The organism is Paracoccus aminophilus JCM 7686 (assembly GCF_000444995.1).
Classification (GTDB): domain Bacteria; phylum Pseudomonadota; class Alphaproteobacteria; order Rhodobacterales; family Rhodobacteraceae; genus Paracoccus; species Paracoccus aminophilus.
Genome location: NC_022041.1, coordinates 2,717,474 through 2,739,704 on the forward strand (window position 1 = coordinate 2,717,474; position 22,231 = coordinate 2,739,704).

The window sequence follows — 22,231 nt, forward strand, 5'->3', positions numbered from 1 at the left end:
GCGGCTCCGATCAGTGCTTGAATGTTAAGTCTATACATCGACCAGTTATGTCAAAACTTCCGGATCAGGGATCGCAAGCAAACTTTTCACCATATGAACATAAGACTTGGCAGCGCCCCCCTCATCCACTTGTGAATACCCTTCTGAAAATTCTAAATAACTTCTACCCGGCTGTTGAACCATCTCATCAACGACAGATTCCCACGTAGCCCGCCGGTACGACTTCAAATTCTCATCATTCAGATTGAGAATCTTTATCATATACTCTGCCTGCACGTCACCTTCTCGACAAAAGATCTCTCCATCTTCATGGAAGGAAAACCTTCCGGAGCAAACATCCAACTCAGGCTCCAGGCACCGCTCCTCATCAAACGCACCCGCCTTAGACGCTCCACAAATTTCTCCGCTTGGTTCATCGCCCGATTCGTAGAGCCCACCACAGCTCAAGAAAAGATTAGAATGCTCGAATATAAGATCGCGATATTCAGGAACGTGCCGAGGTCGAAAATGCTCAATGTGAAACGCAAACTTTCCGGCAAACCTTTCCGGATTAACTATGGGAAGGTTTATATTTATCCTACCGCCACAATATACACAAAGTCCACTCTGCTCGGACCACAGGTCTCGCACTAGTGCTCTCTTCACTACAGAGTCCAGCGTCTTCCAGACAGGGCGTCGCCCTGCGTTAGCCTCCCGCCACTCAGATAGCTCTAGTGTCGGATCACCCTTTGCGCTTCCCCTCATCACGAAGCCGATCTTTTTCGCGCCATATCCAACTGCAACTGCATTCGACTTATTATAGGCGCATCTCCTTCGATTATATCCTTCAGAGCATCAACACGAAACTGCGCGTCTGCAAACCGTTTCTGCTTAATTAATTCAATGACTTCATCTATCTGCGCAGCGGCCTCCGGCGCCCTTTCGTCAGCATCCATCAAAGCCTCGAGAATAAAATTACTATCAACCCCCATCGTTGCCTTAGGCACCGAAACCTTGATATCGCCGTTATCAGATAATGCCAGAAGGCGAACACAACGCCCCTCAACACTCCCAACAACCTGTGGCGAGTGAGTGGTCACGACAAACTGAACGTCGGGGAATGCCTCCCTTAATAGGGGCACAATTGTTCGCTGCCATTTGGGGTGTAGGTGAAGGTCGATCTCATCGATCAACACCAAAACCAATGGCCGACTGTATTCCTCGCTCGATAGCGCCACCCGCCGAGCGATCATGCCAAATAGAGAGAAAACAGACCTCTCACCTGAAGATAGTTCGTGCCACTTCATTTTAACGCCTGAGCGCTCGAAGGCCATTGTGTTGCCAGCAGAGTAAACTTTCACCCCCTTGAAAGCTTCCACCCTAGCCAGCGCCTCTTGGAAAACCTGCAACTGGGGATCCTTTACAGTGAGATCTCCAGAATCTCGCACGGCACGTGCATGAGCGATATCTCGCTCATTCCACCACGCGACAAAACCATCTGAAGAAAATGTGGTTTCGTCCATTTCTGGTCCATTCTCTCCCCCCTCTCGCCGACCGAATAAAAGCACAGTTTTTACGCCCCTTGACTTCGTCCCTGGGCGAATTCCGATGCTCAAACTTTGCAACTTTTGGCGCCTGAATTCGGCGGAACCGTATTCAGTTAACTTATCCGCCAATATACGAAGAATGGTTGTTTTACCTACGCCATTCTGTCCGGCGATAACTGTAATATCTGGCTCAAAGTGCAAGGTAAGATTCTGGACTCTTCCAACTTGGCCATACACCTTCAGTGAGGCAACCCGGGGGACGGGGTAGCCAGATACCTCCTCTTCAAAAAAAACCTTTTCCTGCCCTGACATCTCTTGCCCCCGTGATTCGCAGCGCTTTCTTAGGAGCAAGTGTAGCGAATTCGCTAGGCCTGAAGGAAGTCGGCACATGGAGCCAAAGCATGAGACCATTTGTGCGAAGCTTTTCATACGATCGGCACCTCGAAGGAATGCATTGGCCGATAGACCGGCAGGCCGGTGATCGGGCCGGTGCCCTGCCAGACCTCGCGGATCGAACCCGCCGCGGTGACATAGCGCGTGTCGACCTCGCCCGCATTCGGGCGGCGATAGACATATTGCAGCCGGGCCGAGCTGTTCGGCGTGCCCGAGAGGCTCAGGGTGATCTCGCGATCCCCGGTTTGCTCAACCCCGGTGATTGTGGCGCTGTCGTTCGAGAGGCTGAAGCCAAAATGCGGATCGAGCGGCACCATGCCCCGGTCGATCATAATCGGCGTCAGGCTCTCGACCGCGAGGATCACCTTGTTGCCGAGCCCTGCCGCGCGCTCACCTTTGGGAAAGGCACACCACCAGGGCAGGCCCGCAACGTGGTTGCGATAGGCAAAGGCATCAATCTCGCGCAAACGGACCTGCGACAGATAGGAGGTGTGGATATGATCCTGCGTCCCGCCGCGCGCCGTGCCCATCGGCAGGTGATAACGCGGCCCGACATCGACCACTTTATGACCCGCCAGGCGCGCCTGTCGCATCAACTCGCGCAAAGCGTATTTGACCTGCCAGTCGCTACCAAACGCGGACATGGCTGTGGTGCCGCCCGGAATATCGACCAGCCAGACCACCGGCAGGCCGGTGAACGCCAGATCAGCCTCGATATCGGCCATGTAGCCGAGCCCGTCAGCCGTATAGGTCGCCCACGGGTCGCGCCGGTTGGTCTCGCCATGGGTGAAGGCGATCACGATTTCCGTGGGCGGAACCGGGGCATAAGTCATCACCGCTGTCACCCACTCGATCATGCGAATGCGCTGGGGCGCGGGCGCCCCGGAGGGAAGCACCTTCCAGATCGCAAAATTCGGATCGGTCGCCGTGAATCCCGCGCCGCCGCGCCCATGACTGCCAGCGTAGATCACCCCGGCCCCGCGCGGATCGAGCGCGTTCGACGCCGAAGCCAGGGCCTCGGCCGAGGATTGGACGCCGGTGATCTCGGCGGGCACAAAGCCGGTGATCGCCTTGCCCGGAGGTTGACCATTCCAGCCCCGCAACGCGCCGAGCTCGCCGACACCATCATTCGACATCAGCACGAAGTCAGGCGTTTTCGCTGGAATATAGAGCGGAGGCCCCTCCATCTCAGAAACAGCCGCATTGGACTGCCCGAGCACCATGAAAATCGCGACACGGGACGGCAGCCAGTGCCATGCCCCGTCGCCGCCGACCGTATAGCGCGCCGCAGCGCCGATCCCGGCATCGCCAACCAGCTGGGTTACGCCGCCGACGCGGCGCGGCAATAGGGTCGCCGAGGCGGGCAAGGGCTCGGGGGGCGTATAGCCGCCGCCCGAGCCGCTGCCCGAGACCGTGGCCAGCGCGGCCTGCATCTGGGCGAAGGTCGGATGATCGCGGGCGACCCAGTCCGACGACCACCGCAGGATCCACCATTGGCCAGAGGCGTCTTTCTTGAAGTCATCGGTCTCGATCCCGTTGCCCGGCGCGCCGATGGTCGCCCAGATCGCTGCGCCGGAGGCATTGCCCTTGACCGCCCAGATCACCTTGGCCCCGACCGGGACCGTCGCTCCAGAGGGGTGCAGGTTGTTCGAGATGATCCGCTTGACCTCACCGTCGCGCATCTCATCGAGGATGGCCGAGAGCGAGGCGACGCGGCGCCACCATTGCCCATTCGCATCCGGGCGCAGCGTCGCGGTCAGCACCCCGTCAGACGGGGCCGAGGTCCGCGCCCAATCCGCCGTCTCGGTCCCGGCAGAGCGATTGACCGTGATCCGCTGCGTCCCGGTTGGTGGATTGGCCCCGTCAATCGTCAGGCCATTGCTCGCATATTGCCAGACCCGGCCAGAGCGCAGTTCGGAGGTGTCAGCCTTGGCCGCGAGATCACTCTCGATCGACGTTGTCGAGAACGTGCGCCCCCACCATTGGCCGGTCGCATCCTGAACCAAAACATCCGTCGCGCCGCCGCTCGTCGAACCCAGTCGGCCTGGCCAGATCCGGTCGTCTTATGCACCGCGATCATTTGGGTGCCGGTCGGGGGCGTAGCGCCCACCGGCGTCAGGTCATTGCGGGCATAGCGCCAGACCCGGCCATTGGGCAGATCGGTCTCAACGGCCGAGACCCGCGCCTTGATCGCCGGCGTATCCTCGGAGAGATACCACCACGCGGCATCGGCGGTCTGGGCATGGATCGCCGGATTGACCGGGTTCGGAGCCGATCCAAGCCGACGCCAGTTAAAGGTCCCGGAGTTATTGGCGACGATGATCTGGTTCGTGCCGGGCGGCGGGGTCTGCGCGGAGAGATTGGTGCTCGAGCTGTGCCAGAGCCTGCCATTGCGCAGATCCGTGAGCTCAGCATTCGTGCCCGTCTGCATCTCCGTCATCCAGGTCCGGATATCGGCCTTGGGCACAGCGGAGCCATTCGGGTAAATCGCACCCGGCGTCTTGGTCGTCGTGACCATGGGGAACCTCAGTTTTAAGGGAGATATTGGCCGACAAGCACCTCAGCCGAGGTCTTGCCGCTTTGGTTTTCTGATCTGAGCCAGTAGCGCGCGCCCTCGGACGGGATGCTGGCCGTGATCGCGACCTCGGACGAGGTGTCGTAATTCCAGCGCTGGAAGACCGCCGCGCTGAACGGCGCGCCCGGCGCCGCGCGCCACAGTCCGGTGCGGTAGTAATTGGCGCCGAGATCCGGAGCCATGATCACCGTCAGCGTGCCGCCAGCCGTCCCGGACTTGCTGATGATCTGCGGTGCATCGGGCGGCGTGGTATTGGCAAAGACCTCGATGCCCGTCACCGTCGTAATTTCCGAGGCCGCATCATTGCCGCCCGGCGCCGCGCCGCTGTCCGGGCGTGCGCTATACCAGCCGATGCCGATCTCATATTCGCCGCGATCGGCATTGGGCAGGCTCCGCGCGACGAGCTTGCCGCCCACCCGAATGTCCTGCACCTCGAGCCCATAGCGAAAGCTCGAGCCCGCGCGCCGGTAATAGCCGCCGAGATAATAGGGCCCGTCAATCGGATCGACCTCGATGCGGATATAGGGCGGCCCGTCATTGTTGACGATGGTCAGGGAGGAGATCACCGGCGCCGCGAGAAGCTGCTGACCGGGCTCGACTTTCTCCGGGACCGAGGGTGGGTCGCCCTCCTCCGCGGCAGTCCAGCTAAAGCTCGCCGGATCTGCCGCGATCAGCTGGACCGTGACCACGCCCTCATCGCCCTCGGCGTCAAAGGCAAAGCCGTCGATCCAGGCGCTCGCATTAATCAGCCCAAGCTCGGGCAGATGCAGGCGCACGGTTTCTTCTTCGAGGAGCAACAGCCCCCAGAAGCGCAGCCGCACCGTCGCCCGCCAGCTCGGATTGAGCTTGGCCATCTTGATCTTGGCAAGCCTTCGGGCCTGTCCATGGCTTTGCACCCAAGGGAGATCGATCTCTTTCGCCGCGCTCTCGCCATAAAGCGCCAGCGCCGCCGCATCATCCCATGGGTCCGCGCTGGTCTGCTGCCAGCCGATCTCAGGAGCGACATATTTGGGGACCAGCGTGGTGACGCGCTCGAACTCGCCCGAGCCCGGCCCGATGTCGAGGCTGACGATATGCTCCTCCCGGATCGTGTAGTTCGGCGCGCGCCATTTGCCGACCCGAAAGCCGATCTTGCCCTCGCTGGTGATGTAGAACCGCCCCGCAGAGGCATCCTCGAGGCGGCGCAGGACATCGACCACCGGTTCGGACAGGGCATAGCTGCCGCCGCCGATGTAGCGCCGCGCGGTGCCCGGCGCCTTGCGCGGGATTGGATCCTCGCAATCGGCGATGGCCTGGGCGAAGGAGGCCGTGTCGAGATCGGCCAGCCGCAGCGGGCCATAGCTCGGATGGGTCAACACATCGCGCGCCTGCACGGCGATATTGTCGGACCAGGTCGCGTCGCCGGTGATCGGGTTGTGGCAGGCATCGCCCTTGATCAGCGCCGATATCTGCGGATCGCCCCCGCTATAGACCTCCGAGATCTTGTCGCCCTTGACCGCATCGAAGGTGCCAAGGATCGTGCCGACCCCGCGCAGCCGATGGTTCGGCGTCCAGCCCGGAAACGCTGCCTGCAGCGCAGCATAGGCCCCGCCCGATTGCAGGGCGCTCTGCCCGGAGCGCCAGTCGATGCTGACCACGCCGGCATAGGGTTTGCTGGTCACGGCAGTTCCTGAGAGCGTGATCTCTTTGTCATTGAGCCAGACCGTCTCAACCGCCGAGATCCCGCCCTGCCCCATCGCCAAGAGTTTGAAGAGGCGCCGTTGGCCGCCGACCTGCGCCCAGTCCCAGAACATCGCGGCGCCCGAGGCGCGCACCCGGCCGAGATGGCGGATGCGCTGCGCGTTGCTGTCGCGCAATTCGGTCTGCAGATCGCGCGGCTTCGGCCCTTTCGGCTGGGTGACTTTGGCCACCGCCATATTCAACGCGATGGCGGCTGCCGTCCGCAGGGCAAAGCCCACGACCGTTTGGGCGCTCCAAGTCGCCGCCAGCCAAGCCCCAACTTGTGGCATTCATCGTCCCCAGATCTGAATTGCTTCGGCGCGGACCAGTCCGACGCCACGCGGCTTGCGAAAAGCCCATTTCTCGCCATGGCGGATCGCCGCGACCTCATGGCCCGCGACCGCGATCACCGCGACATCGCCCTCGCGCGCAGCCGCGCGTTGCGGCAGCGGGCATTCCCGCGCCAGAAACCCCGGAAGATCGCCGCCGGTAATCCTCCGCATCTCCGCCTCGGTCGCATAGCGCCCGCGCCAGCGCGCCGCCGGATCAAAGCCCCAATACAGGAGGCACCAATCCGCGACCCAGAGCGTGCAATCGACCTCGCCCCAGCTCCAGGGCCGGTGCCAGCTCTGGCGGATGTAATCGCCTACCCGCGCAGCCAACCGGTGATGACCTTGCCGACGAGGCTCGGCGCAAACTCGCAGCCGCGATCCCCGGCCGAGCGCCGTTGCTGGTCGCGATCGGTATATTCGCCAAGCGGCGTCATATTGCGGATGTCGAGCGGGCTCTCGGCGCGGATCTCGAGATATTCGAGCTCGGCAGTCTGGACCTTTTTGACATCGCGGATCTTACCCCGATGCATCGAGACCATCGGCCCGACCGGCACGCCGCCGGAATAGAGCTGCAGGTATTGCTGGATCGGCCGCCCCCACCATTCGGCGCGGTTGTCGAGCGCCGCAAGCAGGAGCGGCAGAGGGTTCTTGCCGATGCGATAGATCGCGGGCACCGCCTCCAGCGGACCACCGGATTCGATCGCCGCCGCCTGCACCCAATCATGGGCGGGTTGCCAGGTGCTGCCGCCGAGCGTGTCCGGCGTGCTGCCCTCGATCAGCCGATAGCTCGCGCTGGCAAAGGCGACATGGAACAGGCGTCGACACTCGACCAGCTCGCGATTGGCGTCGAGAAGCGCGACCTGCGCAGGGGTGAAAGCCATTATCGATCAAACGCCTCGACAAAGTTGACGGTGACCTGCTGGCCCCATTTGAGGTTCTCGCGTACCCGCCGCCCCTCATCGTCAGTGGCGAAACGGCCATAGAACCGCGGCGGATCTGTGACGAGCCGGACGCCAAGCGGCAGGTTCGCGCGCAGCGGCGGCTCGAACGAGACCTGACCGCCGGGCTGGCTGTCGGTGACGCGGTAGAGAAATCCATCGCGCGAGAACATGTCGCCGGGGCGCAGGTTCGGGCGCGTCGGATTGCTGGTCTCGGTCACGAAAGAGGTCGCGCCGGCCGAGGCTGCCGCTTTGAGCAGGAGATCCTGCATGCCGCTGGTCGGATCCGCGAATCCAGTGCCGTCCGAGAACCAGGTATCATCGTCGAAGGGCCATTGCCGGGGCGCGACCCGCGGGCCGTAGCGAAACGGATCGCAGATGCAGAGGCTCGCGATATTGGTCCGCCCGCGCATCCGTGTCACCAGCACCTCGAAGGCGCGCAGCCGGTCAGCTTTGAAGGTCTGGGCAAAGGTCAGCGAGACCTCCCAAACCGCCGAGTTGACCCCGATAATCTGCTCTGACCCGGCAAGGTTGCGCCCGGCGCTGCGCGTGGTCCATTTCAGAAAGAAATCGGTATCGCGCAGCCCAAGGCCGCAAGGCCATTCGATGATCTCTGGCATTACGTCCTCTGAGAGAATTCTTTCTGGGCCGCGCGCCACCGGCTGGGGAACTTCGCCCCTTCTTGCGCCAGCGCCGCTTTGATGAGCGCCACGGTCTTCTCGCTGGCATCGCCCGCGATATGGATCTGCGGCGCAAAGGTTGCGCTGCCGCCGCCCTGCCCCCCGCGCAGCGCGGCCTGCGCCTGCGGGACGCTCAAGATCCGCCCGTTGACCGCCGGGACGAACGGCTCCGGCCCGCGCTCGCCAGTCATGTACATCTGACCGGCTGTAACGGGGCCGCCATTGGCGCGGCCCGGAAGGACAGCAGGCGCACCCGCGCCGCGTAGCGCTCCGACCAACTTGTCGCCCCCGCCGAAGATGCTGCCGAACAGCCCGCCCAGCAACCCCGACCCGCCGCCAGAGAATGGCCCAGACCCGAACAGCGCCGCCTCCAGCGCGGCCTTGGCCAGCATCTTGGCGACATTACCGAGGACATCAGCGAAGCTGTTGCCCGCCACGATCGCGTCGAGCAGGCCGTCCTTGAGGGTGTCCTGGACGCTCGCCATGAACTGCTGGCGCTCGGCCACCTTGCCTTCCGCAACAGCACGCTCATTCGTTGCAATGATGTCAGCCTTTTTGGCCTCGCCCAGAGCCTCGATGGCCTGCTTATAGGTCAGGGTGCTACCGGTCATCAGCGTATCGAGATCGACATTGCGGCGCTTGGCGTCCGCAACCAACATCATGATGGTCTTTTGCTTTTCGAACTCGCCGTTGATTTCTGCGATGGCGCGCGCCTGATCCTGCGCGCCCATGCCTGAGGCTTTGACCGCCGCAATCTGGTCAGCTTGTTGACGGGCCATCTCAACCGTCTGCTGCTGGGTCAAAAGGTTTTCAGAAAGCGTCTTTCCGTATTCCTTGGCTTGCTTGGCAAGGCGCTCGCGCTCTTTGATCTCCTCATCCAGCTTCTTCTGGATCTCGGGATCGGCGAGCGGAATGGACTGCTGACCCCACGCCGCGTTTATCACGGAGCGATTGACACCTTGGGTTGACGTCCAGACCCGACCCAGATGATCAACGTCTCCGGGTTTAATCTCGCGCAGCAACTGCTGCGCAAGACGGTCCTGAAGCTCGGCGGTAAACAGCGTGTCCAAAGAGAGATTGAGGGTCTTAATCAACCCGCCGCTGCCATCGAGACCTTTGCCGCCGAGCGTCGACCCGACAATCTGATATGCACCAACAGCAGAACTGTTCTTGGTGTTCTCCGGATGCGACAGCATCTGCTTTTGCAGTGCAAGCACTTCACGGAGGGTCATATTGACAAGGTTGACGGAGCCTCCGGTATACTTCCCATGATCCAGGGTCACATTGTAGTCGCCACCGCTCTCTCGGCGCTTGATGAGTTCGAGGATGCCTTTTTGCGCCGCCGCTCCATCCCGCCCCCATTCGGTCGCGGTATTGCCAGTCACGCTCTGAACCAAGCCGTCAATGAAGCTGCCGGCACCGGCCTTTAGACGCTGCTGCATGGCCTTGAACAAATCATCGTTCGCAAGCGCAAGTTCTCTGGTCTTTTTCACCTCATCATCGATGAGCCCAATGCGCTCACGCGCAAGGCGGATTGCCTCGGCGCTACCAGACTTGATCGCTTCATCCAGCATCTTCTGCGCCGTGAGCCGGTCGTCAGATAGCTTTTTGAGCTTTTCGGTATCGGTTTGATATTGCTCGACCACTCGGGTCTGCGCGGAACGCAGCGCCTCCGACTGCGATGACGCCATGTCGAAATAGGCTTTTGCCTTTTCGGCGAGGCCATCCTTGCCGCCGAAGCGCTCCGCCACCTTATCGGCCCCACCGGCCACATCAATCAGGGCTTGCTGCAGCGCTTCTGCGGCCTGCTGCACCTTGACCGTGTCCCCGCCCGCTTCCGTCGTAAGCTTCATCGCGGCGGCGAGCTTTTGTGCCTGCGGCCAGGTGAGACGATAGGTGTCGGCGAGGTTTTTCACCTTCTTTTCGGTGTCGGTCATTTTTCGATCAACATCCGCACCGGAGATCCAGCCGAGCCCGGATGCCAGCAAGCCCGCACTCTCAGCCTTGTCGCCAAAGCCGCCGCCAATCGAGCCAATGGATTTGCCGAGGTCTGCCATAGCGGACGACGCGATTGCCCGGGCAATCGCCGAATGCTGCTGGAAGAACGACTGTGCCGCACCCGCCGCTTCGCCATAGCGCGCCGCGAGCACGGTGATCGGAGTTTCGGCAGCTTCCACCGCGGCCTTCATCAAATCGGTCGATTCCTTGACCAGCTTGAGCTTGTCCCCAAACTGCGCGGACGTGTCACTGGCTTTAATCAATGCCGCTCCCAATGGGATCATGATCGCTGCCGCCGCACCCGCAAGCGCACCAACCGTGCCAAATGCCCCCAAAAGTTGAGGGAGCTGCTGGCCCAACGCTTGTGCGGCGGATGTTCCAGCACCAACTTGAACAGCAAAGTCACCGACCTGCCACCCAACTTGCTGAAGGGTATTGCCGCCGCCCCCAACTCTGCGGCCAGCCTGCTCAGAAACCTCCCCTGCCTGCTTCATCTGACGCGCGGCACGTTCGGTTGCGGCAATATAGGCCTTCTGATCGATCGCACCGACCTTAAGCGCACGGCTCAACTCTTCGACCTGCTTCTCGTAGGCCTTGGCAGCGCGATAGGCTGGGTCATAGGCTTTGGCGAGCTTGTCCATCTCGCGCGTGTGCGCGCGCAAAGCCTCGGTATTCGTCACTTTTCCCTGCGCATCGACAAAGGCCTTCTGCGCCTCCTCCCCGCGCTTCTTGTAGAAGGCGACGACCTTGTTCGCCTCTCTGACAAGCTGCGAATCGGAGAAGCCAGCCGATACGACAAGATCTGGTTCATCAGCCATCAGAAGCCCTCCACACCCATTGCTGCGAGATCGGAATCGGACAGCTCACCGCCCGCGCCGCGTGTTTGCCAGCCATTGGCTTTGCCGTAGCCATCGACCCGGGCCGTGAACTCCCAGACGCTGAGCTGAGCCAAATCGGCGTGCGTCATGCCAATGGCGGCTGCGAGGCCGTGGATGGCGCTGAACTTCCACTGTCCGTTTTTTCGCTGTTGTCCGGTGTCGGCGTCACCGGCCCAGGCTCCCCCACAGGATCATCCGGCGGACCGTAGAGCGCGTGTCCGAGAATGGCCTGTGCCGGGACCTTGAACTCGATCAAGGGATGCCGTTCGAATGCAGCGACGACCCGCGCCTGGGCCTCGACGGCGGAAAGTCCGCCGCCAATCAGCCCGGCACGAACCGTCTCGAACAGATCTGTTGCCGCCCATTGCCCAAGGTTGATCCGGTTCAGCAAGAACTCGGGACCTGCCTCGGTCTTCTGCTGAAGCAACTCCAACTGGGCGAGCGGCAGACGGAATGCATGTTCACCACCCGGCCAAATAAGGACCAGCGCTTCCATCACGGACCCGCTTTCACGAGACGAGCAGGAACGCCGTCAAATTGAAGCTCGATCGCACAGGTGACTTTCTGACCCTTGGTGCGCTGGTTAGTCAGCGTGGTCAGGAGCGCGGGCCCGACTTCATATTCGGTGTCACCGGGCGCTGCGTTCAAATGGCCGACGCGGATCTGCTTCGGCGCCCCAGAATAGAACCAGTCCAGCATATCGCCGTGCGACTGCTGGGCCCAGGATCCATCCGCGGACACAGAAACATCGATGCTGCGAACCGCCTTTTCGACATCGAGTGGCAGGCTTTCATCATCGCAATCGCCCGGAACCTCCGAGGTGTCGACCTGCGCACTCCGCGTGATCGTGACGCCGATCAGGCCGCAAATCCGCGTCCAGGTCGTGCCGTTTTCTGAGGTTTCGAGCACCATCTGCTCGAACTTTTCGGTAATGGGCTTCGCCATTGGGTCTCTCTCCATGAAAAAGCCGCCCGAAGGCGGCACCGGATGACAATCTCTGTGAAAAGGCTATTCGGCCTTTTTCCTTCCTGTGCCCGCGCGGCTTGCCGAACTACTGGCATTCGGCAAGACCTCGGTCGCACGGCCCGCCGCGACCGCCGCATCGATCAGCTCGCGCGGGAAATACTGCGGCTCCGGTGACGGATAGACCGACCACCCTGCGTTGCGGATCCGGCTCGAATAGTGAAACTCTCCGTGGAAGACCGCCTTAGCCATTGCGCCAAGCCTCCTTGATCGCCGTTTTTACGCGGGCCCTGATCTTCTTCTTGAAGTCAGCTTTCTTCGCTTTCCACGCCGGGAAAAAGAACGGGCGGGCGGGCAGGCCCGACTTTGTCCCGAATTCGTGGAAACGGGCGTAAAACGCGGTCTTGCTGCCTGCATAAATCTTGATCCGCAGGGTGGCATACTGATCGCCTTTATTCTTCCCGTTGCGAATGTCGTCGATCATGAAACTGCCCGGAGGCACATCGCCCCATGTCCAGCCGACCGATTTAAGAAGATCACCGTTGCCCGGCTTGAAATTGGATCGGATCAGATTGCGCATGTACTCGCATATCTCTTCAGCGCCCTCCTCCATTGCCATTTTGGCTGCGTCAACGGCAACTGCCGGAATCTGCTTGAGTTTCGCAACGATGCGCGGGTTAAGGTGGGCCATTAAGGAATCCGAGGTAAAACATGCGTTTATTTTTTCCGCTATTGCAGCGGTACTTGCCACACCGGTGTTCGCCGACGAGCGGCTGGACACATGTAGTCACGTCGCTGACTTGTCACGATCCATTATGGAGGCTAGGCAAGCCGGCGCGCGGGCTGACAAGTTGATGAAGGCGATCCTTCCAACCGTTCCCGCCCAATCTCAGGAAATGATGTCTGCCATCATTTTGGATGCATATTCGCAGCCTCAATACTTAACAGATGAGGTGAAAAACCGCGTGTCCAACGAATACGCGAATACTGTTTTCACAAAATGCATGGAATCGTATTAGACAGCAGACGCATCCTACCCCTCTACCTCGACCTCGATCTGGACCACGCCATGGACCCAATCCGGATCGGGGTCATCCATGACGCGAACGAGCGCGATCTCGATCGGATGCATGGTGAGCGCGTCGGTATCGGCCCAGCCCTTGAGGCAAGCGGCGACATCATCGGTCAGATCCTCGAGCGCGCCCTTGCTCTCGGTTTTCTCCCAAACATCGATCTGGAGCGAGATCACGCGACCCGCGATGCACTCTGCATCGTCTGGCCGCCAATCGCTCGGTCCAAGCGCGGCATAGGGTGCGGCGGCTTTTTCGGTGGGGCGGTCATAGACCCGGCCCGCGAGCGCGGGCACAGCCGCCTCAATCCGGGCGATGACCATGACCCGCAGCTTGCGACCGGCCCTCACGGCGTGATCACCGCTTCGGCGAGGAACTCGAGATAGGCGCGATCCTCCGTCATGCGGGGCAGCTCCTTCACATGATAAACCTCGTTGTCAAAGAGACAGCGCCAGGCATTGGTGATCCGGGCCGCATCACTCGACCGGCGAATGATGATCAGGACGGGTGCCCGCGCGGCCAGCCGAGCCTGCATCACCGCCTCGCCGCCTTTGAGATAGCGAACCCCTGCCCAAAGCGTGAACTCATCGAACCATGCCTGCACGACCTTGCCGTCGGCATCCTTGCCCTCGATCGGCGACTGGAAGGCAATGCGGCGATCGAGTTTGCCCGCGGTCATGGCGCCCACCAACGGATCGGCGCGAGCAGTGCATCGACAGCCATTGGCAGCTCGTGCGGCGCCGTGGACGTGACCGCCTCACGATTCTCATACCAATGCCCGACCAGCAACAGCACCGCGACGCGCAGGCTCGGGCGCAGCTCTTCCGGCAGCGCCGCCGTAAAGCGCACCGTCGCCGCACCGGCGAGAATGACGCTGCTGCCCCGCGCATCTTGCACTAACTCGCAGGCGATCTCTTCGCCTTCGGCATCCACGGCGCTGGCCTCGATCACATCCGGCAGCGGCAGGCGATGGCGCCCGAGGCAGGGCAGATCGATCTCCCAAGTCTGGGTCATGATGCAACGGCCGAGAATGCCGCGATAGCCATCGAGATAGGCTATGGCGGCATCGATATAGCCCTGAACCAGAGCGTTGCTGTCACTGCCGTCGATCCGGCAATGTGCCTTGGCATCCTCTAGCGTGACCAGAAGCTCGGTCGGCGCGACCACGAGACGCGGGATCATGCCGACGGCTCGCCCGCTTCAGCTTTCCCAGCCCGGCCTTTCGGCTTCGCCGCCTCTCCCTTCGCGGCATCGATTTCATCCGCGGCTTGATGAGCCGCCTCATCGTCGCGCGACGGATGCGCCTCAATGGCAGCGAGACGTGCAGCCAGATCGGCCTCGCGCGCATCGAGATCTGCCTCGCGCAGGTCGAGCGCGCTCGACCGTGCCTCCAGCTCGGAGCTGCGCTCATCGACTTTCGCAAGCGCTTCATCCGCAGCCTCCTTCGCTTCGCGCATCATCTCGGCAAAGACCGCCTGAAACTCCGGGGATTCGAGAATGTCGGCGCGGAGCGTCAGGGGCATGTTGCCATCAGGCAGAGGATCGAACGCGCCCTCGCTTTGGGCATAGGTCACGAGCGAGGCGGGGCAGTCTTCCCCTGCCGGGATCACGCGCGGATAGATTTCACCATCGGGCACGCCGGTGATGGGCTTGGTCAGCTTCGCCATAATTGGCCTCCTTCTCCATAGAAAAAGGGGCGGTCGCGCCGCCCCTTCGATCAATGCAGACCCGCCCGATCAGGCAGCGACGCGGTGATAGCGCAGCCACTCCGGGTTCCAGAGCCCGCCGCCGACGCGCTTGCGGGTGTAGAACAGGATGTAGGGCTTGTTGGTGTAGGGATCGCGCAGCACCGACACGCCGACGCGATCGAAGATCCGATAGCCCTCGGCCATATTGCCGAAGACGATCGGCACGGCATTGGCTGCAACATCGGGCAGGCCCGAGAGCTCGCGGATCGGCTGGCCGAGGACCTGCGCCGGTTGGCCCGCTTGGAACGGCGGCGACCACAGGAAGTTGCCCTCGCCATCCTTCATCTTGCGGATGACAGCATGGCTCTTGCGGTTGGCATAGAGCGCCGCCCCGGTCGAGCGATCCTCGGGCAGATCATAGATCAGATCGATCAGCCCATCTGCGGTCAGCCCTGCTGCCGCGCCGGTGTTGACCTCGCCGATCGCGCCGAGCGGGTGGCGCTGCGCGACGGGCAGCGCGGCCTCGGTCGCCGCGTCATAGCGCAGCAGGCCCTTGGGCTTGTTGACGCCGTCGCCGTTGATGAAGGCAAGGCCCTCCTGCCGCGCGAACTCGATGTTGACCTCGCCTGCAAGCCAGCTCGCAATATCGATCTCGCTATCTTCGAGGATGCGCTCGGTCGCCGCCGGGTTGGCGTAAAGCTCACCGAAGGCAAAATCGTATTCGACCAGCGTCGAGCTTGCCGTCTGCGGGCGTGCGCCGGTTTCCCCGACCCAGGCCGCGCCCGTGCCGTGGACGTTGTAGAGCTTCTTGAACCCCTGCCCCGAGACCGATTGGACGCCCGCATATTGGCGCATGGGCGAGACCTCGACCCGCCTGTCGGTGATGGTGCGGTCCCATTCCACCGGCGCGGTATAGCCGCCATCCGGATCGGAGCCGACCGAGTAGGCCGCCTTGATCCCGCCGTTCTTGGCCAGCGCCTTCAGGTCGCGTTCGCCCTCGCCGGTGCGGAACCACGCATCGAAGCTGGCGGAGTATTCCCGCTCTTCCTGGCTGCGCTCATCCTGTCCGCCGGGCCCGTTCAGCGCCAGAGCCGCCAGCTTGGCGTTGGCTTCATCAAGCGCCCCGGTCAGCGCGCCGACCGAAGCCTCGATCTTGACCAGCTTGTCGGTCGTGACGACATCGTCGAAGCGGGCAGCGAGCTGCTTGTCCTTCTCGGCCTGCGCATCCTTATGCGCCTTCCAGTCCGAATTCAGCGCCCGGATCAGCGACAGCGCATCACCATCTGCACGCACGGAGACAATCCCGCGAGCTTTCGCGGGGGCAAAATGTTTGGTCATGGGATACCTCCGTTATGACCGGATTGTCAGGGATGCCGCAGCGAGGGCTGCGACCAGTGCGCCAGCGTCATGCGTAGCGGGCGGGGCAGCGTCGGGCGTGCCCCCTTTCAACTCGGCCAGAAGCGCGCGGCGTTCCGTCCGAGGCATGCCAGTCTTGGCGAGGCGTGCGTCGATGCGCCGGGTGGCATTCACCCCGCGCGCCGCCTCCGCCTTGGTCTTGTCTTCGGCGACGGCATCGGCCGCGAGAAAGGCATCGGCCAAACCCTCTTGCACCGCCTGCTCGCCGTTGAACCAGGTCTCGCCATCCATCCATTCGGTGACCTTGGCTTTCGTCGCCCCGGCCCGATCGCTGTAGACCGTGGCCATGGCATCGTCGAAGGGCTCCATCGTCCGCGCGGCATCGGCAAGATCGTGACGATTGCCGATCGCCATGACCCAGGAGTTGTGGATCATCAAAAATCCTGCCTTGCCGATCTGGATCTCATCGCCAGCCATGGCAATGATCGAGGCAGCCGAAGCGGCCAGTCCAATGACCCGCACCGTCACCTTGCGGGGATGGGCGCGCAGGGCGTTGTAAATCGCCACGCCCTCGAAGAAGTCGCCGCCGGGCGAGTTGATATCGACCACGACATCCTGATCGCCGATGGCACGCAGGGCAGCGGCGACCCGTTTCGAGGTCACGCCGCCACCGGTCCAGTAATCCTCGCCGATGACATCGAGGATGCTGATCGTCGTCTCGCCCGAAACCGCAGCCATCATGCCAGGGCTCCAACGCTCGACCGCATCGGCATCGGGCTCAAAGGCGCAGACCGTGGGCAGGCGCGCTGCAGCGATCTCAGGCAGTTTGCGAAGGCTCATTGCCCTTCTCCTTTCTCTGGCCCAGAGCGGGCGGCAGGTCTTTGGGATCGATCTCGGGAAGATCCTGCAGGTCGCGGATTTCCTTGACTGACATCCAGGGCTGATGCCCCCCGGCGCCAAGCGCCTTGGCGAAGAACTCCGACTGATCCTTCATCGAGCCGCGCAGCAGCGCCCCGTCATTGAACTTGGCGTAAAGCTCTTCCTTTTCCGCGCCGGTCAGGACCGACCGGCGGATGGCTTGCTCCCAAGCCGTGAACCACGGCGCGAGCCCGTAGCGCACGAAGAACTGGCCGAGCACGTCAATGCCCGATCCCCATGAAGTGTCGTCGAGCATCAGGAGCGGGCGCGGCACGCCGAAGACGCGGGCAATCTCTTCAATCTGCATGCCGCGCATCTCGAGATGCTGGCTGTCGCGACTGGTTGCGGACGGCACATCCCAGGACATGCCCTCTTCGAGGATCATCTCCTTATAGGCCCCATCTGCCCCGCGCCGATCCTCTAGGCTCGCCTTGAGCCGGGCGAAGGCCTCAGGGCTGATCTTGCCCGGATGCTTCAGGATGCCGCCGACGATCATGCCCTGTTTGAAGAGCCGCCCCGCCGCCTTCTGAGCTTGCGCGGCGAGGCCGATTGCTTCGGCGGCCTGTTTGACCAAGGACATGCCGCGCAGCCCATCCTCAGAGAGACCGCGCAGATGCAGGATCTCGTTCGCGCCAAAGATCTGCTTGCCGCCGCGCGCGGGCTGATAGTGATAATCCACGGCCCAATCGGCGCGCTGAACCACGGTCACCGTGCCGGGCTTCAGAGGCACCAGCCGGATCGGCCGCCCCATGCTGCGCACGATCAGCGCGAAGGCATCGCCGCGCACCAGCGCCTGCAACTGCATCCACGCCTTGAAGTCGAAGGCTGATTGCCAATCGTTCGGCTGAACCGCGAGCAGGGCATAAAGCGGATGCTCGCGCGCCTTGCTGCGGTCCTTGCTGTGGTGAAGCTGCAAGGGCAGCATCCCCATGGCAAAGCTGATCAGGCTGACGCAGCGAAACACCGTGGTGTTGCGCAAGGCGCTGGCGACCGAGACCTGTCCGCCGCTCTCGGTTTGGCTGAGCGCCGCCATCAACTCCACGATGCGCGGATCGCTCAGGTCATAGGAAGGCGGACCGTCGGAAACCGCGGCTTTCACCCCGCCTTGACCGAGCAGCGCCGCGCCAAGGCGGTTGAAGTATCCCATCAGATCACCAAAATTCCGCGTTCCTCGTAGATCGAGGTCCCTGATGGCTGTGGATTGTTAAACATCAGCATGGCAGCATCGAAGGCCGCCATCAGGGGGTCGATCTTCCCAGCGCCTGAAACCTCTTTCGTCACCATGTAATTGTTTCCTTTGAGCTCCTGTTTGGCATTGCCGACCGCCCAGGCCATGATCGGCTGGTCTGCGTGCAGCAGCCGCCGGGATTCGAGCTTCAATGCCACGGTCGTGACGGCGGGCTGCAGTGCCCACCCCTGACGCACCGACTGGATGAGCGGCGATGCCATTTGCTGCTCTTCAAGAGCATCGAGCAGAAGCGCGACGCCCGCGACATCGAGGCCGATACCGCCCGCCTCTGGTAATTTCCCAGTATGGTTCACCATTGCGCAAATCGCAGCCGCCTCGGCAGCTTGCTTCTCGGGGCTGTCGACAACCGAAAGGTCGCCGTCCTCTTCAAAGCCCCGAAGCGCATCCGCGATCTTCGGTCGTTGCTTGAACACGGTCTTGCGCGCCCAGGCTTTGGCCCAAAGAAGCCAGACCTTGTCGCGTTTTCGCCTGCCGACGACCGCGAGCGCGGCGAGGTCATCTGCCCCACCCCAGTCCACCCCGATCGTGCAGACCTCGCATTCATCGAGCAGCTGATCGAGGGTCAGACCGGGAACGCTCGCGCCTTCCCAATGAACGGCCCCAGACCAGGCATCTCCGCCGATCCCCACACCGATCTCGATGTTGAGATGCTGACTGGCCCAGATCTGCTCAACCTGCTTCGAGATCCTGCCGTTGTTCTCGTAATCGGCTTCAAGCGCCTCTTCATCGATCGAAAGTCCGAGGTTTGGCAGGACCAAGGCCCAGTTCGCGCGGTCCCCCCAGAACTTCGGGTCCAACTGCTGCTTCACCGGAAACTCATAGAGAACCGGCAGCATGATGGGCGACCGACCGCCTTTGCCATCGCGAATCGCGCGGGCTTTCTTCAGCTCCGATTCCCAGATCCCGGTCGGCATCTCATCCGACTGGGTCGTGATCATCAGGACCTTACCGCGCACCTTGGTAATGCCGCCGCCGCGGATCTGCTGCATCACCTTGGCCGCCTTGGCCTTCTTCCCGAGTTCATGCAGCTCGTCGATGATCGTCAGAACGGGGATCTCACCCGTAACGATCGAGGTGTCGAAGGTTTTGACGTCGAGGGCCGTTCCCGTCTTGCGACGCGTGATCGTCTTGAGGTGATCCTGCACCTTGAAGATCAACTTCAGCTTCTCGTCGAGGTCGATCATACCCTGCGCCTGCGAGAACAGGCGCTCGGAGATGTTCTGGCTTGGACCCACCAAAAGCATTTGCCGGTTCGGCGCTTCCTCCATGTAAAGCGCGGTCAGGCCAAGGGCTGCGACATAGGTCGATTTCGAGTTCTTCTTCGGGACCATGCAGAGCAGTTCCCAGACGATCTCGCGATGCGTCTCGGGATCTTCGCTGGCGAAGAAGGCTACCAGAATCGTTTTGAACCATTCGCCGCAGGCTTCTGCCATCGTCGGATTGCCCGGAACATCCGGCAGGCGAAGGCGGTTGAAGAAGGCAAGGAGTTTCGCCTTCTTCTCGGCATTGATCGGCACGGGCGCGATCGGCACCTCGCCAGCCTGTAGCTTTTCCCACCAATCGGGACAGGCGAAACGCGGAAGCGGCTCAGTGTCGAACATTCTGCCTAGTCTCTAGCTCGAGCTCTTCCATCAGCGCAGCGTCAGCATCGAGCGCCAGCTTGTCGTCGAGCACCTTCTTGCCAAGCTTCTCTTTCGGCTCGGCCTTGTCCTTGGCGCTTGCCGCATATGCACGTTCGGCCTCCATCTGATCGAAGCGATCGAGCAAGCGATCGACTTGACGCATCGCGCCGACGTTCCCGCCCAATGAGGCGTTCATCGCAAGCTCCAAGCGCCGGGCATCGAGCATGTCTCGCGCCACCGTCCGAAACTTCAGCTCCTGAAAAAAATTGCGCCGAAAAGTCGGCAGCGACATATGCAGGACGCTGGCAATCCGCTCATTGGACCAGCCAACAGCCAGTAACAGTTTGACTTTATTGCGATCTTCCTGCGTTGCGTCTTTCCGCGGACGCCCGGGTTTGCCGGTCCCCGCTTCAACGGGGTTCCCGAACAGGTCGAAAACCTCTGCCATGAGAAAAAAATCTCCAGATGAGGGGGACGCGGGTCTAGGCCGATCAGCCCCCCGGACTTTCGACCCACCCCCTCCCATGTTGCCAAAATGTCACGGAATCGCCCGGAAATGGCCAATCGCGGTCCCGATCGCACCCACCTGCGCAGCACGTGGTCAGAAGAGGCTCAGCTGCGCGGGTCCGGTCGGTCGGCACAGGCGACAGGCACATCCGGCAGGGTTGGCATCGATCCAGATCCTCGCGGCGTCTATGTCGATGTCGCCCCAGCCCTTCTCCCGCACCACCCTTCGCACCCAATCAGGCGCTTTCCCGTCCCGATCGACCAGCGCCACCGCAATCCAGAACACGGTAGCATCAACATGGTCATCGCAGGACATTGCGCTCTTCCCGCTGCTTGGCCCCGTCGTGACAGGACTTGCACAGGCATTGCAGGTTTGCCGGACCCCAGAACAGCGCTTCATCCCCGCGATGCGCTCGAATGTGGTCAGCCACGAGGTCAGGGCTATCGGCGATCCGACCGCACCGCGCGCAGGTGAAGAGCGCCGAGGCGATGCAGGCCCATCTCAACCTTTGCCATGCCGCGGTCTTGTACCACTTGCGCCAAGCATAGACCTGATCGCGGAGGCGGGACTGCGGTTGAGCTTGAGGCACGCGCTTTTGAAGCGCGCCAACCCGAGGGGTTAACTGCTTGAGCCGTGCCATCACTCACCCGAAGATCGCGGTGCGCCCGCTGAAACGAATTGCGCCCGCGAGGGGTGATCCCTGCGGGCGCAATTCCAGATACTATCCAAATATCTCTCATAGAGGGGCATAAGCGTCAAGCATCGTTTTTCAGCGTCAGTATCCCTCCATGCGTACCAGTGCGCCGCGTAGCGCCTCCAAGAGGGCCTTCTTGTTACGCCCATCGGCCTGCCAACGGTAATGGCGCAGCACTTCGCCGATCGAGAAATCATCGACACAGACCCGCTCGACGATATCGAGGTTTGAGAACTTGCAACGCGGATCTTCACCGGCAGCGAGCACTGCGCGCTTGGACGGACGCACGCGCCGAACCATCAAGGCGTCCTGGCCACCGATGCGACGGCGCAGCTTGGCGAGCTCGCTCGACACCTCAAGGCGGCGGTCCATCCAGTTGCCGCCGTCCGACGATCCGCTGGAGCCTTCGAGGCTGGAGAGCTTGCAGCCGTCGGCGTTGAGGATTTCGACCAGCGTACGATAGCGCCTGCCCATCGCCACCTGCCCCGGTGTCAACACCATCGGGCGCTTCGCGCGCAAAGCCTGTGCCCGCATTCGGTCGAAGATATCGGCAGTGCGGATGGCTGAGCGATGGCCGTATCCGGTCGGGGCAGCCGCCCACTTATCCAATCCGTTCTCATCGACCCCGTTCGGCACCATGGTGAACTGGCGATCAACCCGGAACCCACCACGCGCCGGCGCGGCGATGATGTCGGGGCCGCATTCCTCAGGGATCGCGGCAGCGTCAAGCACGGCGGCACGGCGCGACCAGGCCGCATCATGGATCGCGGCCTGCGCAGCTGCGTGTTGGCGGACAATTTCGCGACTAGCGGTCAAATCCATTTGAGCGACAACGCCCCGGCTATCGACAGAGAACACCACTTGCTGGCTGTCTTGGATCATCATTTTGCGGTCCCTCTTGTTCATTTCGCTACCTGTTGTGGTCTTCATTCTTGAGTTGGGCTGGACGGGCTTGAGATTTAGGAAGCTGGGTTTGAAAATCAGGCCATTCGGCTTTTCTCGTTTGTTTCTTTTCAATGGGTTAAGGGTTGTTTTTGGGCTTGAGGGCTTGAAGGGCTAGAGATTTGAACCTTTACGGGGAGATGCTTCCCCCAAACCCCTTGAGAAATACGCGCGCGCATACA

The 22,231-nt window shown here is 61.9% G+C and carries 25 protein-coding genes; all 25 read right to left on the reverse strand.

All coding sequences use genetic code 11. The features are described from left to right. Positions 1 to 45: 45 nt before the first annotated feature. The 25 genes from JCM7686_RS25040 to JCM7686_RS13345 all read right to left on the reverse strand — a co-directional run bounded on the left by JCM7686_RS25040 (position 46) and on the right by JCM7686_RS13345 (position 21,992). On the reverse strand, positions 46 to 744 hold the full coding sequence (locus JCM7686_RS25040; RefSeq protein ID WP_084621081.1) for a retron system putative HNH endonuclease: 699 nt from the start codon (positions 742 to 744) through the stop codon (positions 46 to 48). Continuing rightward, positions 744 to 1,838 carry an AAA family ATPase gene (locus JCM7686_RS24030; protein ID WP_158442365.1) on the reverse strand — a complete coding sequence of 365 codons (1,095 nt, stop codon included), beginning with the start codon at positions 1,836 to 1,838 and terminating at the stop codon, positions 744 to 746. The genes JCM7686_RS25040 and JCM7686_RS24030 overlap by 1 nt, the downstream gene beginning before the upstream one ends. Before the next feature lie 113 nt (positions 1,839 to 1,951). After that, complete coding sequence (locus JCM7686_RS13230; protein ID WP_041527356.1) at positions 1,952 to 3,925, reverse strand: hypothetical protein; 1,974 nt, start codon at positions 3,923 to 3,925, stop codon at positions 1,952 to 1,954. A 526-nt stretch (positions 3,926 to 4,451) separates the two neighbouring features. Beyond that, positions 4,452 to 6,503, reverse strand: coding sequence for a phage tail protein (locus JCM7686_RS13240; RefSeq protein ID WP_020952171.1), 2,052 nt, complete (start codon positions 6,501 to 6,503; stop codon positions 4,452 to 4,454). Continuing rightward, positions 6,504 to 6,875, reverse strand: a complete 372-nt coding sequence (locus JCM7686_RS13245; protein ID WP_020951327.1) for a DUF6950 family protein — start codon at positions 6,873 to 6,875, stop codon at positions 6,504 to 6,506. It abuts the gene before it with no gap. Next, positions 6,860 to 7,426: a hypothetical protein gene (locus JCM7686_RS13250; protein WP_020952154.1), complete on the reverse strand. Its 567-nt coding sequence runs from the start codon at positions 7,424 to 7,426 to the stop codon at positions 6,860 to 6,862. The genes JCM7686_RS13245 and JCM7686_RS13250 overlap by 16 nt, the downstream gene beginning before the upstream one ends. Beyond that, positions 7,426 to 8,103, reverse strand: coding sequence for a hypothetical protein (locus JCM7686_RS13255; protein WP_020952155.1), 678 nt, complete (start codon positions 8,101 to 8,103; stop codon positions 7,426 to 7,428). The genes JCM7686_RS13250 and JCM7686_RS13255 overlap by 1 nt, the downstream gene beginning before the upstream one ends. Next, positions 8,103 to 10,979, reverse strand: coding sequence for a hypothetical protein (locus JCM7686_RS13260; protein ID WP_020951328.1), 2,877 nt, complete (start codon positions 10,977 to 10,979; stop codon positions 8,103 to 8,105). Before JCM7686_RS13260 ends, JCM7686_RS13255 begins: the two co-directional genes overlap by 1 nt. Beyond that, complete coding sequence (locus tag JCM7686_RS24725; protein WP_020952172.1) at positions 10,979 to 11,128, reverse strand: hypothetical protein; 150 nt, start codon at positions 11,126 to 11,128, stop codon at positions 10,979 to 10,981. Before JCM7686_RS24725 ends, JCM7686_RS13260 begins: the two co-directional genes overlap by 1 nt. Then, positions 11,125 to 11,535 carry a gene transfer agent family protein gene (locus JCM7686_RS23520; RefSeq protein WP_051201569.1) on the reverse strand — a complete coding sequence of 137 codons (411 nt, stop codon included), beginning with the start codon at positions 11,533 to 11,535 and terminating at the stop codon, positions 11,125 to 11,127. The genes JCM7686_RS24725 and JCM7686_RS23520 overlap by 4 nt, the downstream gene beginning before the upstream one ends. Then, complete coding sequence (locus tag JCM7686_RS13270; protein ID WP_020952173.1) at positions 11,535 to 11,984, reverse strand: phage tail tube protein; 450 nt, start codon at positions 11,982 to 11,984, stop codon at positions 11,535 to 11,537. Before JCM7686_RS13270 ends, JCM7686_RS23520 begins: the two co-directional genes overlap by 1 nt. A 63-nt stretch (positions 11,985 to 12,047) precedes the next feature. Then, entirely contained in the window at positions 12,048 to 12,254 is a 207-nt protein-coding gene (locus JCM7686_RS13275) for a hypothetical protein (protein WP_020951330.1), read from the reverse strand. Continuing rightward, positions 12,247 to 12,693 carry an HK97-gp10 family putative phage morphogenesis protein gene (locus JCM7686_RS13280; RefSeq protein ID WP_041527358.1) on the reverse strand — a complete coding sequence of 149 codons (447 nt, stop codon included), beginning with the start codon at positions 12,691 to 12,693 and terminating at the stop codon, positions 12,247 to 12,249. Before JCM7686_RS13280 ends, JCM7686_RS13275 begins: the two co-directional genes overlap by 8 nt. 342 nt (positions 12,694 to 13,035) lie before the next feature. Continuing rightward, positions 13,036 to 13,422 (reverse strand): DUF3168 domain-containing protein, encoded by a 387-nt coding sequence (locus tag JCM7686_RS13290; protein WP_020951332.1) that lies wholly within the window; start codon positions 13,420 to 13,422, stop codon positions 13,036 to 13,038. Beyond that, entirely contained in the window at positions 13,419 to 13,751 is a 333-nt protein-coding gene (locus JCM7686_RS13295) for a phage head closure protein (RefSeq protein ID WP_020949984.1), read from the reverse strand. Before JCM7686_RS13295 ends, JCM7686_RS13290 begins: the two co-directional genes overlap by 4 nt. Next, positions 13,748 to 14,254, reverse strand: a complete 507-nt coding sequence (locus JCM7686_RS13300; RefSeq protein WP_020951333.1) for a head-tail connector protein — start codon at positions 14,252 to 14,254, stop codon at positions 13,748 to 13,750. The genes JCM7686_RS13295 and JCM7686_RS13300 overlap by 4 nt, the downstream gene beginning before the upstream one ends. Next, on the reverse strand, positions 14,251 to 14,739 hold the full coding sequence (locus tag JCM7686_RS13305) for a hypothetical protein (protein WP_020949983.1): 489 nt from the start codon (positions 14,737 to 14,739) through the stop codon (positions 14,251 to 14,253). Before JCM7686_RS13305 ends, JCM7686_RS13300 begins: the two co-directional genes overlap by 4 nt. A 69-nt stretch (positions 14,740 to 14,808) precedes the next feature. Further along, the gene (locus JCM7686_RS13310; RefSeq protein WP_020949982.1) at positions 14,809 to 16,098 is read right to left on the reverse strand and encodes a phage major capsid protein; all 1,290 of its coding nucleotides are present in this window, start codon (positions 16,096 to 16,098) and stop codon (positions 14,809 to 14,811) included. A 12-nt stretch (positions 16,099 to 16,110) separates the two neighbouring features. Next, complete coding sequence (locus tag JCM7686_RS13315; protein ID WP_020949981.1) at positions 16,111 to 16,956, reverse strand: head maturation protease, ClpP-related; 846 nt, start codon at positions 16,954 to 16,956, stop codon at positions 16,111 to 16,113. Further along, positions 16,934 to 18,181 (reverse strand): phage portal protein, encoded by a 1,248-nt coding sequence (locus JCM7686_RS13320; RefSeq protein WP_020950737.1) that lies wholly within the window; start codon positions 18,179 to 18,181, stop codon positions 16,934 to 16,936. The genes JCM7686_RS13315 and JCM7686_RS13320 overlap by 23 nt, the downstream gene beginning before the upstream one ends. After that, complete coding sequence (locus JCM7686_RS13325) at positions 18,181 to 19,884, reverse strand: terminase TerL endonuclease subunit (RefSeq protein ID WP_020951334.1); 1,704 nt, start codon at positions 19,882 to 19,884, stop codon at positions 18,181 to 18,183. The genes JCM7686_RS13320 and JCM7686_RS13325 overlap by 1 nt, the downstream gene beginning before the upstream one ends. Continuing rightward, a complete protein-coding gene (locus JCM7686_RS13330; protein ID WP_020951335.1) occupies positions 19,871 to 20,353 on the reverse strand; it encodes a hypothetical protein in 483 nt (160 codons plus the stop codon). The genes JCM7686_RS13325 and JCM7686_RS13330 overlap by 14 nt, the downstream gene beginning before the upstream one ends. A 153-nt stretch (positions 20,354 to 20,506) precedes the next feature. Beyond that, positions 20,507 to 20,728: a hypothetical protein gene (locus tag JCM7686_RS13335; RefSeq protein WP_041527360.1), complete on the reverse strand. Its 222-nt coding sequence runs from the start codon at positions 20,726 to 20,728 to the stop codon at positions 20,507 to 20,509. Next, positions 20,715 to 21,053, reverse strand: coding sequence for an HNH endonuclease (locus JCM7686_RS24040; protein WP_041527361.1), 339 nt, complete (start codon positions 21,051 to 21,053; stop codon positions 20,715 to 20,717). The genes JCM7686_RS13335 and JCM7686_RS24040 overlap by 14 nt, the downstream gene beginning before the upstream one ends. A 135-nt stretch (positions 21,054 to 21,188) precedes the next feature. Beyond that, a complete protein-coding gene (locus JCM7686_RS13345) occupies positions 21,189 to 21,992 on the reverse strand; it encodes a hypothetical protein (RefSeq protein WP_020951337.1) in 804 nt (267 codons plus the stop codon). Between the last annotated feature and the right edge of the window lie 239 nt (positions 21,993 to 22,231).